Genomic DNA, 12,565 nt, shown 5'->3' with positions numbered 1-12,565 from the left:
TGCTTGAGAGATTAGAAATTTATTTTTTGTTTCTTTTCTCATTAATGCCACGTTATGATGTTGACTATAGATGATAGTCATTAGATAAGGATAAAAGAAAAAGGGTTGCAATCTTCGGAAAGATGGATTGCAACCCTTTATACCTTTTATATATAAGAGTTCAATAACTCTATCGTATTTGATGGTTCCTTAGTTTTTTCGTTGGTAATAACCTTCACTTTGTTGGTCTCATTGGCAGAATCATTTTTTAGCCAAATATTGTAACTAAATAAGCGGAAAAATATTTTTTATGATAATACTTTATGATTTTTTATTTTTTTCGTCGTGTTCTCAATATTTATTTGTATTTTTGCACTCATTCTATAAAGCGATTCGCTATAGATAAGAAGATAAACAGAATAGATATGACTAAGTCAATTTCAATAGATATAAACAGAATCGATATCTCGGAGGATGAGATAAGTAAGCTTTACTCAGGTTTGCTTGACTCATTGTTGATAGATAGAACCCGAACTCATTATTCTGGTTCTGCTTCATATATTGTCTGGGGTACAAATGACTACTCCTATATGGGTGAATCATATGCTAAGGATAAACCAATTACTCCAAACCTCGTTACTGGTGAAAACAACGGCATCATCAAACCTCGTATTTTGAAGAATGAAGAACTGCGTAAATCAAGAACTGAGGATAAAGCGGAAGTATTTACACCAGCTTGGATATGCAACTCTCAGAACAATTTGCTTGATGATGCTTGGTTCGGAACAGAAGGAATATTCAATACAGAAAATGCTGATAAGACATGGACTTCTGTTCCAAAAGGTCAGATACATATACCTGATAATTATGATTGGAAGCAGTATGTAAAACTCCAGAGACTGGAAATGGCATGTGGAGAGGCTCCATATCTGGTAAGCAGATATGATGTCACAACAGGTGAAATCATTCCTGTTCAAGACAGAATTGGTTTGCTAGACCGCAAATTCAAGTTGATAAATCAATTTACCAAGAGCGAACCAACAAAGTTAAATAAACGTGAGTGGCGAAGATGGGCTCTCAGAGCCTTGCAATCTGTTTATGGATTTGATTGGCAAGGGGATAATGTTCTTCTTGCTCGTGAGGCTTTATTGTTGACTTATATAGATTTCTATGTTGATAAGTGGGGAAAATTTCCTTTAAAGGAAGCTTTGGAAAAGCCTGTTGAAGTCATTTCATGGAACATTTGGCAAATGGATGGACTTCAAGGAACATTGCCTGGAGTAGAGGGCATTCCAATGCTGCAAAGAATGTCAAATAACCAAGAACTATTTGAAGACGAGACTCTTTGCCTGATAAAGGAATGGCATAAGCAGGAGCCTCCTGCTGGTGAAAATATAAGATTTGTTGATCTCATCAATAATAAGTAATATGGCAAAGCATAAACCTACATACGACTATACACTCATCTATGCGTTCAGTATAGATGATGGCAGGCATGACAATATGCTCAAAGTGGGTAAGGCTACTATCAACTATTTTAAAAAGTGGCAAGACCTTACCCCTGATTGCGAACTGTTGATAAAGGCTGCAAAAGCAAGAATCACTCAAGAAACAGGTACCGCAGCTATTGAGTATAAACTGGAATATACCGAACTTGCTATCTATGAAGCTGATGGTGAGGAATTTGGCTTTGATGATCATGATGTACATGATGTTTTGGAAAACAGTGGTTATCATGCTGTTGAATTTGCTAATTTAGAATACAATCCAAAGGAATGGTATCCTGTAACGACAGAATTGGTAATAAAAGCTATTAATGCAGTTAAGCATAATCAGTCACTTCTTGAGAGAAAGGATTGGAAAACTGCATCTGCAAGAGAGAAAAAGACAGAGATTGTACTGAGAGAAGAACAGGAGTTAGCTGTTACAAAAACTCTTACTCAATTTCTGCATGGTTCCAAAATGCTGTGGGATGCCAAAATGCGTTTTGGTAAGACACTGTGTGCCTTGGAAGTTGTCAAGCGTAAGCCTTTTAATCGTGTATTGATACTTACCCATCGTCCGGCGGTTCGTGATGGTTGGTTCAAAGACTTCAATTTGTTGCAGTTGCCAGGATTCCACTATGTAACTCGTGTAAAGAATAAACTTCTTGTGGATGGACAAAAGATTGCAGGTGGTTTGGAGGTGCTGAAACAATATACCGAGCATGATCCAGACTATAAATATATTTATTTTGCATCTATTCAGGATATCCGTGGCTCAAAGACTGTAAACAAGAAAAGTAAGTTTGACAAGAACAACGAACTTTTCAAGGAGAAATGGGATTTGCTTATCATCGATGAGGCTCATGAGGGTATTCGTACAGAACAAGGAAAGGCTGTAGTTGCAGAGTTCCAGAAGAACAAACAGATGAAGAGCCTGTATCTCTCAGGTACGCCATATAATATTCTAAAGCTTTTCAAAGAGAAGGAAATCTACCGATGGGATTACAATATGGAGCAGGATGCCAAGGAACGTTGGACCAAGGAGCATCCTGACGAGAAGAATCCTTACGAGGGATTGGCTCGATTGAATATATGTACTTACAATCTTGGTGAAGTGATGACTAATTATAGTCATGACGAAAATGACTATTTCAACTTTACAGAGTTTTTCCGTGTTGACGCTGATACGGATAAATTCGTGCATGAAGATGATGTACGTGCTTTTCTCAAACTGATGACTAAGGATGGTGAGAATAAAGAACTCAATTATCCTTTTGCAACAAGCGAGTATCGTGATTATTTTCAACATACACTGTGGTCTATTCCTGGTGTAGATGCGGCTCGTTGTCTGAGCGCTATATTGCGTGAAGATAAGGAGGATAACTACTTCCGTGACTATGAAATAGTAAACATTGCTGGCAAGGGTGATAGTGATATTGAGCGTGAAAACGAAGATAACGCTACACGTGATAAGAAGGAAACTGAAGCTTTGGCTAAAGTGCAAAATGCCATCAGAACTCATGAGAAAACAATTACTCTGACTTGTGGCAGATGTACGACTGGTGTCAGTGTTCCAGAATGGACGGCCGTCTTGATGCTGTCTGGTTCATATGAGACGAAGGCTGCTCGTTATCTTCAGACTATCTTCCGTTGTCAGACCCCATTCAGGGGAAAGACAAAGCGTGAATGCTATGCTTTCGATTTTGCTCCTGATCGTACATTGACGGTTATTGATAATTATCTGACAGAAATAAGTCGTGGTAGTGGTAGCAAGAATTTTGGTCAGAAGAAAGCTCAAGAGACTGAACGCTTTCTGAGATTTTGTTCTGTCATTAGCATTGATGGAAGCAAGACTGTCAATTTTGATACTCGTAGCTTTATGAAGCAGGTCAATCGTGCCTATTCGGAAGAGATTATGAGAGGACATACTCGTAAACTATTCGACAATTTAGATAATATTAGTAATGATGTGTTTGAATTGTTGAAAAATATAGATGCAAAAATGTCCGTGTCTTCATCTGGTAAAAAAAGCAGAGGAAAGGTAAAGGTTAACAGCGAAGGAGTTACTGGCGAAGGTGCTACAACAAGCTCTTCATCTTCGGGGACAATTAAGGAACCTAAAGAACCTAAAATTGGCAAGAAGAATAAGACTAAGGGCGATCAGGCATATGAGATACTCGAAAAAATCATCATTCGTTTCCCTATGCTCATTTATGGAGCTATAGACAAATTGAGTGATTCTTTTACCATTGATAAGTTTGTCAAGGATATCGACGAAAAATCGTGGGAGGAGTTTATGCCTAAAGGATTAACCAAAGCAGACTTTATCAAGGTTGCACATATTATAAAGAACGAACGCTTCATAGCATGGGCTGAATCTATCTATGAAAAGGTCAATGCTTTAGAAGGTAAGCCTGTAGATGAGCGTGTTAACGGAATAGCAGACATCATCTCTGAATTCCGCTATCCTGACAAGGAAACTGTTCTTACTCCTTGGCGAGTAGTCAATATGCACCTGAGTGATACAGTGGGTGGTTATGATTTCTTTGGAGAGAAACATAGAGATGAAGATCTCTTGTCTGAACCTCGGTTTGTGGGTGAAGACAGAGAAGTAACAAAGCGTGTGTTCTTTACGCCAGCGCCGAATATTCTAGAACTCAATTCAAAGACCGGCCTATATCCATTATATATGGCTTATACGTTGTATCGTCTTCAATGTAAAAAACAACAAGGTTTTGGTCCCGAGTTGACTAATGAAGAAAAGGCTGACGTATGGAAAAAAGTGATAGAGAAGAACATCTTTGTGGTTTGTAAAACCAAGATGGCTGAAAGAATTACCAATCGCACACTTGTCGGTTTCTCTAATATTAAAGTCAATGCAAAGTGTTACACAGACGTACGTAATAACAATGCAGACATCATTGAGACTCTAAAGAACAATCCACAGCATTTTGTGGAAGATGTGAAAAATGGCAAAGAATTTTGGAAAGCAAATAATAATAGAAATATGAAGTTTGATGCAGTCGTAAGCAATCCTCCTTACCAGGTAGGAGTAAACAAGGAACCTCTATACCATCATTTCATTAGTATAGGTATGGAGATTGGTGACTTAGGTACATTGATACACCCTGGACGATTCCTGTTTAATGCAGGTAAAACTCCAAAAGCATGGAATCAAAAGATGCTTAATGATGAGCATTTTAAAGTAGTAAAATATTGGAAGAAGAGCGATGAGGTGTTTGATGCTGTGGACATTAAAGGCGGAGTTGCTGTAACTATGTGGGATAAACAAAACGTTATAGGACCAATTGGTACTTTTGTTCTTCATGATGAATTACGTACAATACAAGAAAAGGTAGAATCACTAGGTGAAGAGTCTTTCTCAAAATTAGTATATTCACGTGATTTGTACCAGTTAACCGAGTTGTTCTATAAAGAAAACCCTGAACTGGAAGGAAGACAAAGTAAAGGGCATCGATTTGATTTAGGTACTACTGCGTTCTCGCTTTTCCCAGAGGTTTTCTCGGATGAGAAGCCTGCTGGTGACGGCTATGCTCTAGTTGTAGGCAGAGAGAATGATACGAGAATTGCAAAGTGGATAAAGAAAGAGTATCTAAAGTTGCCTGATAACTTTGAAAGCTATAAGATTGCATTTCCTGTAGCTAATGGTTCAGGTAAATTTGGTGAAAGTTTGTCCGATCCTTTTGTTTGTGGTCCTTATTGTGCCCAAAATACGACATTCCTTTCTGCTGGAAATTTCTATACTTTATTTGAAGCGCAGTCTTGCTTAAAGTATGTTAAAACAAAATTTGCTCGTTGTATGTTGGGAATATTTAAAGTTACTCAGCATACCACAAGAGAGGCATGGAGAGCGGTTCCTCTTCAGAACTTTACGCAACAATCAGGCATAAATTGGGATTTGTCTATCCCCGAACTTGATACTGCTTTATACCAAAAGTATAATCTCACGCAAGATGAGATTGATTTTATAGAAAGTAATGTAAGTGCGATGCAGTAATGTTTGATAATAAAAACGATTTGAAACAATGGCTGTAGAATCACATGATAAAAAGTTTGATGTCCTTTGTGTAAAGCCCGGTTGCCAGACTTTCAGCGCAGTTTGGTATGGGATGATACGAAGATTACTATAGTATAAAAGGGAGAAACTTTAAATATCCCTGCTTCATTAGAAATAACAGGTGTAGGTAAAGTGGCTTTGTGGTAACTTTTACCTAAAGGTCTTCTATAAAGGGTTGCAATCATCGGAAAGATGGATTGCAACCCTTTATTTCCTTATCAGAAACTATTGTGAAATGGATGATAAAATATTTCGCTAAGTTGTTTATAGTAAATTAAATACACTTAAATATGGGTTTTAGGTGCATTTTATTTATATGTAGCATAAAATATACAGAAATTGAAAAAAAAAATAAGTAAGTTTGTCTTATTTTTGAAATATTTTTGTTAATTTTGTAGGCGAATGGTGGGTGGTAAGCCAACACAGGATAACAGCTTGCGAAACTATCGCCACCAACTTTCTTGGCTCAGCCTGGAAAGGAGGAATTTATTAACAACTTTGCTAAAGGCTGGCAGAGGTAAAATAATTAAAAACAAAGTATGAATTATAATGGTTTGACAGCAAAGTCAGTTGCAATAATAGGTAAATGCCTTGAGCAATGCTTATGTACCAAAAAGAACTCTTTTGTGGCCGACCTTTTTGGCAATATCTCTCCTTTTGATGAAGAATTTTACACTTCTTCCCTTGTTGATTCTAAGATAGTAGAAGATAGATTTGTCGATGCCCTAGTAAATGCTTCTATAACTAATGATTGCGATGCTTTTAAAAAGTATCTTTCTGAAATCCTTGTTGAAGCAGAAGGGCATGAATGCAATATTAAAAAGGCAGGTGCCGAATGGGTTCAGATGTATGCTTGTGATACTCCAACTTGTTTTAGGGATTATGCTGCTTATCTTGAACAAGCAGAGAAATTCGCTAAAATTGAGGAATCTTTCTTTAGACAATTTTGCAATACAAGAAAGCATGGTCGAAAAATGTGGAATTCTGCAGGAGCACCTATTCGCCATGACCTTCATAAGTCTTCATCTGTATGCAGCGATAACTATTCAATATCGCTTTATACTTTAAAGCAATGTGCCGGTAAAGACGCAATGCAGATTTTTGGTCTTTATAAGAGAATTATTTTTTGTTTCCTTAGAACCTACAGATATGCGCAGGCAATTGATCTTTATGCTCAAAGCCTGCATTCGAATCCTATCCAGGCACGTATCATTCTAAATAAAAATATCGAGCAAGCATTTTCTGATTTGAAAATTAAGGATGCGAATAACATCGATGAAGACATGATTGAGATGGCAAAGAAAAAAATAGATGCACAAATGCTTAATAGTATCTATAACAAGACAATTATAGATCTTGCTCCTTTTTATTATCATTATATTACAACAGGACAATTCCCTTGGTTTTCTATACTTCTTAAAGATAAGGAAAATCATTATGGAAAATTAACAGAGATAGAGCATGATATTTTCAAAAGCATCAAGGATCCTATGCTGCGAGAGAAAGCTGCTTTAAATACACGAAAACTCATTTATAATTTTGCTAAACTGCAAAATACCAAATATGAGGGATGCAATCATCAGGTAAAAAGTCTTACAGATGGCGAACTTCTGGCATTCATGGTTGAAGATATGGATCTTTCTGTCAGACTTACCTGTCCAATGAAAAAACTGATGAGGGAATATTTTTGTAAACTGCGCAATCAAGAGGCAGATGTAGATAAAATATATAAGGCTTTTAACTATGCAAAGAACAATATGTCTGATCATGATAATAAGAAAAAGGCCTTTGATGAAAAGGTAAAAGAAATTCTCGATTCATAGGATTTTTTTATATATGCGCATACTAGTATTTAGGATTGTCTATTGCCGGCAATCCTTTTTTTTGTTCTCTAAACTGAATGTTTTTATCCTAATTGGGATAAAATAAAAGCTAAGTTGTCCTAAATGGTCTTACCTTGTAATGATAATAGGCTGTTTTTATCCTAAGCGCACTTTTAAAGCTCATATTTATCCTAAATTGCTAAAAATAGAAGTCTAGTAAAAGCTGTCCGATTCTTATTATTTCTTACTATTTTTGCAACCAGAAACCAAGATAGTCATGCGCATTAAGCTAGATTCTTAGAGCATTGCGATATATAAGTCTCTCGCAGTGTTGGTTTCTTGCAAAAGATGCCTGTTGAGGCTTTGGGAACACATCTTTTGCCATTTTATGATGAAACATAATAATTATGTTAGTATGGGGAGTTTTGAGTCAAGCTCATCTGCCCCTCGTTACATCGGAGAAATCCTCAATGAGTATTTACTCCACAGCAACGCCCCTCTGGCTGCGGCTTATCGCAAGCACGTGCAGGAGATGATGGCAAGTAATGAATCTGTTGATTATATCAAGAAAGGAGAACGGTATGATTAACATTGATTCTAAACAGAAATTGGATGAATTCATGGCTCAGGCTGCTCAATTGCAGACTGAATCCCAGAAACAGGCTCAGGCTCTTGCTCCGGGGGTTGCTCAGCAGCAGGGCAGGGATAGCTTTTTCAATGTGTTCCATTTCAATGAGTACTTGAAGGATGGTCGGAAAATGAAACCTCCGAAGGAGTTTATCCCCCATATTCTGGTAGAACAAGAGACTACGATTCTCTTTAGCGGTCCAGGTGTGGGTAAAACAGTCCTCGCCATTCAGATAGCTATTGAGTTGGCTGAACAGGGAAAGCGGGTACTTTATGTCAACTTTGAGCTTTCGCAGCTACAATTGGCTCTGAGATATCCCAACAAGGATAGTCCTGATGCACTCTACCACGCTAGCATCGATTATACCAAGATGCACGATGTTACCGACCAGAGCATGATTCTTTCTGAGATTGAGCGAATGGCACTGGAACTGAATATAGAGGTGATAATCATAGATAACTTTACCAATCTCTGTATCAATTCTAAGGAGGCAGCTGAAGCTGGAAAAATCATGCAGCAACTGGTAGCTATGCGTATGACTCACAACTGTACCATGCTCATCCTTGCCCATGTGCCTAAGCGTAAGCCGGGTGATCCACTTACAATAGACGACTTGGCTGGTAGTAAGCTTCTCAGTAACCTTGCCGATAACGTAATTGGTTTCAACAAATCGAGAAAGGACAAGAACATGCGCTACCTCATTCAGCTGAAGTATCGTTCTCTCCCAATCGAACTTGATTTCAAGAACGTGCAGGAACTTACGTTGACCAGTTCTGACGGATGGCTCCATTTTGAATATGGTGGCTATGATGAGGAACGGGCACATTTGCCAAGATCAAGAGATGAAAGGGCAGAACTGGAGCGCGATATCATTCGTGAACTCAAGCAGCCTAACGGTTCTTCTTATCGGGATATTGCTGACAAACTGGGTACCAGTTTGAGTATGGTTCAGCGTGTTGCCAAGAGCAATGGCTTGAACAGAAAAGGCAAGTAAGCCTTACAAGAAGTAAGTATTTGTATCAGGGATGTATCATTCCGATTTTTGATACAAAATGATACTTAATTAATTGATATAGATATAGTTAGACTGTATCATAAGTGATACAGCTGCTGTATCTGAAGCAAAGGGAATGTATCATCTTTGATACATAATAACCTTCTGAATATCAATAGGTTAATGATTGTTTTGTATCGATTCGGAAATGATACACTCTGATACATTTTTTTATCATTAAATTTCAGAAAAAATGAAGAATGATATAAGATTTATTTTGGAGCGCTATCATGCCGGTGGAGCCAACCGCTATGTCTGTCCTCAATGCGGACGCAAGAAGTGCTTTACCCGATATGTGGACCTGGAAACGGGTGAGTATGTGGCTGACGACTGTGGTAAATGCGACCATACGGCATCCTGCGGCTATCATTATCCACCGCGTCAATACTTCCATGATCATCCGGAACTTAGCTGCAGGGAAGATTACCAGACGGAATATGTAAACGGTAAACCCTTGCTGGGATTGGGAAACAGGAGACAGGACTCAGATAACGCCCTGAACGTTCATAAGAACAGACTGATGACGCAACCGCAGGATAGGCGACAGACCGAGTTCTTCAGCCTTGAATGGGTACAGAAGGCGATGCTGAGACCGAGTGCTTTCAGTATGTGGTTTGAAGGCCTGAACATCGGTGGTGATGCCCGGCAGGTGCTAGCCGATTATTGTGTGGGAGGTACTGCCCGAGACGTCGTTGTGCAGGGAGTGAACTATGGCCGGGCAGTGGTGTTCTGGCTGATAGACGAACAGCAGCGGGTGCATGATGCCAAGCTGATGGCTTATCGCAATGACGGTCATCGGGTGCAGGGATGGGCCAATACCATGCGTTCCATCTGCGAACGTTCTCATGTAGGACCGCAACTTCAGAATACCGAAAAGGTGCTCTTTGGACAGCATCTGCTTCCCCGCTATCCCGCTAAGACGGTATGCATCGTGGAGAGTGAGAAGACATCGCTTATCTGTGCCTGCCGCTATCCGCAGTACCTGTGGCTGGCAACGGGCGGATGTGGTAATCTGCAGACCGATAAACTGATTCCCTTGCAGCATCGGCGACTCGTGGTTTATCCCGATAGCGGAGAGTATGACAAGTGGAAGGAGCAGATGGCAAGGAGCGGATGCCGGGATTATAGGGTGGTGGACTTCATGGAGCAGTTTGAGGCGAATACCGATATTGCCGATATCCTGTTGGGTGAGGCTCAGCAGAAACCCGAATTTCTGCTGCCACCTCCTCCAGATGTCTGCCCCTTCTAAACATAAGGTTTACGCTCCGTAAGTATCATCTTTAGAGGGCGTAAGTATAAGGGTTAGAAAAATAATTAAAATGCAAATTTAAAATGTAAATATGATGACAAATTTTAAAGTAAGAGCCTATGGAAAATCAGAGCTTGCCTGGCTCTATTTTCCAACAGCCAATTCGGCTCATACGGCAGTAAACCATCTGATGGCTTGGGTGTATCGCATTCCGCAACTTGTTGACGGACTTCAGAAGCTCGGCTATCGTAAGACGGCAAAGTTTTTTACACCCCGAGAGGTAGCTCTCATCATCGATTATCTAGGTGAACCATAAGAAAATCCTGATAAAGTATGCTATCTCACGCAACGTATGGTATCGTATGAATGACTTGATGGAATTTTGTATCTTTGCTGTGTAAACCAAAGGGGTTTACTCGATGAAACTCTCTACCCGATGGGGTGATGGATCCTATACCTTCTGAAGGAATATGGAGATGCGGAATCGGCAGTAATTAACTCAAAATTCTGAAAGGTATGATTAAGTATGTTTTGAAGCAGAACAAGAACAAGAAGAGTCTTGCTTATCTTAAGTGGTATGCTTTCCCATTGGTGGAAGAGACGATGGATTTGGCTGAACTTGCCAAGCACATGGAGGAGCACAATACCGGATTCACCGAGGCGATGTGCCTGGGCATGATGACTGCCATGGTGAAGTGTATCAAGGAGCAGCTCCTGGCTGGTAAAAATGTGAAGATAGACAACCTTGCCATCTTCAGCGTGGGTATCCGTAACAAGGAGGGAGCCAAGACCGAGGCTGAGTTTACTGCGGTAAACAATATTGCCGGAGTGAAGCTCAGAGCCCGTGCTACTGGTACATTGAGCAATGCCAACCTTAACACTTCGGCTAGTGTGAGAAGAGCAAGCAATGTTTTTGTTGCAAGTTCAGGCAGTGGTTCAGGTAGTAACATCGCTGGTGGCAATACAACTACCGGAGACAACAGTCAGGCTGGTGGAAGTTCTTCATCTGAAGGTAATACCGACAGCGGTGATGGCTTAGAATAAAGCCTTCTGAGACAAAAGGCAGCCTTAAAATTAAAAATCCTCGTCCGATATTTGAAACCGGACGAGGATTTTTTTATCCAACTTTCTCTTCTTTCAGTTTTCCGAAGAAATCGAATGAGGCATCCCAATCCTTCCAGACTGGCTCTCTGCCCAATTCCTTCAATCTCGCATTGATTACCTTGGCGGTACGCTCATCGCTTACGGTGAACTGCTCCAATGCCTGAGGATAGGTATGGTAACCACCAGGATTTACCTTTGATTCTGCCGACATGGTGGTGACACCCAGTGTTGCCATGTTGTCACGGATGTAGGCTGGCTCACGGGTAGAGTAGGAGATATCTACATCGTGGTCGAAGATACGCATGGCGAAAGTTGCCTGGGCCAACTGCTTATCGGTCATGAAGCAGTTTGGCTGGAAACCTTCGTTCTGTGCAGGGCGCATACGAGGGAAGTTCACGCTGTACTTGGTCTTCCAGTAGTGCTTCTGCAGGTAGCGCAGGTGATGAGCCATCATCACTACATCCGTGCGCCATTCCTTCTCCAAGCCGATGAGCACACCCATACCGATGGAATGAACGCCTGCCATACCCATGCGGTCGAAACCATCGCAGCGCCACTCAAACTTGCTCTTCATGCCACGTGGGTGGTAGAGCTTGTAGTGCTCGTGGTTGTAGGTCTCCTGGAAACAGATTACGCCGTTCATACCATGGTCGGCGAGGGTCTTGTAATCCTCAGTAGAGAGTGGCATCACCTCAATCTTCACGTTAGAGAAATACTTCTTGGCGATGTCGATTGCCTTGGCAAGATATGGGGTGCCTGCCTTGGCTGGGTTCTCGCCCGTAACGAGAAGGATGTTCTCGAATGGAGCCAGCTGCTTGATTGCCTTGTACTCGTTCTCAATCTGCTCTGGGGTGAGGATGGTGCGTGCCATCGGATTCTCACGATGGAAACCGCAATACACGCAGGAGTTAGAGCATGAATTGGTGATGTAGAGAGGAATGAACATCGACATGGTCTTGCCGAAGCGCTCCTCGGTATATTTGCGGGAAAGACGCGCCATTACCTCCAGGTATGGCTCGGCTGCAGGTGAAATCAGCGCCATGAAGTCGTTCACATCGCAATGGTCCTTGGCAAGGGCACGGCGCACATCGTTATCGGTCATTCGAGCAATGCGCTCCGTGGTCTCCTCCCAACTGATATTCTTTAATTCGTCTGAAAACATTTTC

Annotated in this window: 9 protein-coding genes; 8 read left to right on the top strand and 1 reads right to left on the bottom strand. The window is 40.7% G+C overall.

The genetic code is table 11. From position 1 onward, the window contains the following. The first annotated feature begins 404 nt into the window (after positions 1–404). The 8 genes from ONT19_RS05910 to ONT19_RS05875 all read left to right on the top strand — a co-directional run bounded on the left by ONT19_RS05910 (position 405) and on the right by ONT19_RS05875 (position 11,339). On the top strand, positions 405–1,406 hold the full coding sequence (locus ONT19_RS05910; RefSeq protein WP_264952955.1) for a restriction endonuclease subunit M: 1,002 nt from the start codon (positions 405–407) through the stop codon (positions 1,404–1,406). 1 nt (position 1,407) lies between these two features. Next, the gene (locus tag ONT19_RS05905) at positions 1,408–5,481 is read left to right on the top strand and encodes an Eco57I restriction-modification methylase domain-containing protein (RefSeq protein WP_264952956.1); all 4,074 of its coding nucleotides are present in this window, start codon (positions 1,408–1,410) and stop codon (positions 5,479–5,481) included. Positions 5,482–6,080: 599 nt separating this feature from the next. Beyond that, a complete protein-coding gene (locus ONT19_RS05900; protein ID WP_264952957.1) occupies positions 6,081–7,364 on the top strand; it encodes a hypothetical protein in 1,284 nt (427 codons plus the stop codon). 415 nt (positions 7,365–7,779) lie between these two features. Next, positions 7,780–7,953, top strand: a complete 174-nt coding sequence (locus tag ONT19_RS05895; RefSeq protein WP_181976412.1) for a hypothetical protein — start codon at positions 7,780–7,782, stop codon at positions 7,951–7,953. Beyond that, positions 7,946–8,986 (top strand): AAA family ATPase, encoded by a 1,041-nt coding sequence (locus ONT19_RS05890; RefSeq protein ID WP_264952958.1) that lies wholly within the window; start codon positions 7,946–7,948, stop codon positions 8,984–8,986. The genes ONT19_RS05895 and ONT19_RS05890 overlap by 8 nt, the downstream gene beginning before the upstream one ends. Positions 8,987–9,239: 253 nt before the next feature. After that, the gene (locus tag ONT19_RS05885; RefSeq protein WP_264952959.1) at positions 9,240–10,295 is read left to right on the top strand and encodes a DUF6371 domain-containing protein; all 1,056 of its coding nucleotides are present in this window, start codon (positions 9,240–9,242) and stop codon (positions 10,293–10,295) included. A gap of 91 nt (positions 10,296–10,386) precedes the next feature. Continuing rightward, positions 10,387–10,611, top strand: a complete 225-nt coding sequence (locus tag ONT19_RS05880) for a DUF4248 domain-containing protein (RefSeq protein WP_234699075.1) — start codon at positions 10,387–10,389, stop codon at positions 10,609–10,611. A gap of 200 nt (positions 10,612–10,811) precedes the next feature. Next, the gene (locus ONT19_RS05875) at positions 10,812–11,339 is read left to right on the top strand and encodes a DNA-binding protein (protein WP_264952960.1); all 528 of its coding nucleotides are present in this window, start codon (positions 10,812–10,814) and stop codon (positions 11,337–11,339) included. A 73-nt stretch (positions 11,340–11,412) separates the two neighbouring features. On the opposite strand, the gene thiH is transcribed toward ONT19_RS05875, so the two are convergent. After that, on the bottom strand, positions 11,413–12,561 hold the full coding sequence (gene thiH / locus ONT19_RS05870; protein ID WP_117692438.1) for a 2-iminoacetate synthase ThiH: 1,149 nt from the start codon (positions 12,559–12,561) through the stop codon (positions 11,413–11,415). Between the last annotated feature and the right edge of the window lie 4 nt (positions 12,562–12,565).

The organism is Segatella copri (genome assembly GCF_026015625.1).
Taxonomy (GTDB): Bacteria; Bacteroidota; Bacteroidia; order Bacteroidales; family Bacteroidaceae; genus Prevotella; species Prevotella copri_H.
The sequence above is the reverse complement of the archived record's forward strand: the minus strand, read 5'-3'. Positions and strand labels throughout refer to the sequence as shown.

Bases quoted from the DNA above. Each gene is read 5' to 3' on its own strand.
- ONT19_RS05880 (WP_234699075.1), top strand. From the start codon at position 10,387: ATGATGACAAATTTTAAAGTAAGAGCCTATGGAAAATCAGAGCTTGCC.
- ONT19_RS05885 (WP_264952959.1), top strand. From the start codon at position 9,240: ATGAAGAATGATATAAGATTTATTTTGGAGCGCTATCATGCCGGTGGA.
- ONT19_RS05900 (WP_264952957.1), top strand. From the start codon at position 6,081: ATGAATTATAATGGTTTGACAGCAAAGTCAGTTGCAATAATAGGTAAA.
- ONT19_RS05910 (WP_264952955.1), top strand. From the start codon at position 405: ATGACTAAGTCAATTTCAATAGATATAAACAGAATCGATATCTCGGAG.
- ONT19_RS05890 (WP_264952958.1), top strand. From the start codon at position 7,946: ATGATTAACATTGATTCTAAACAGAAATTGGATGAATTCATGGCTCAG.
- ONT19_RS05875 (WP_264952960.1), top strand. From the start codon at position 10,812: ATGATTAAGTATGTTTTGAAGCAGAACAAGAACAAGAAGAGTCTTGCT.
- ONT19_RS05895 (WP_181976412.1), top strand. From the start codon at position 7,780: ATGGGGAGTTTTGAGTCAAGCTCATCTGCCCCTCGTTACATCGGAGAA.
- thiH (WP_117692438.1), bottom strand. From the start codon at position 12,561: ATGTTTTCAGACGAATTAAAGAATATCAGTTGGGAGGAGACCACGGAG.
- ONT19_RS05905 (WP_264952956.1), top strand. From the start codon at position 1,408: ATGGCAAAGCATAAACCTACATACGACTATACACTCATCTATGCGTTC.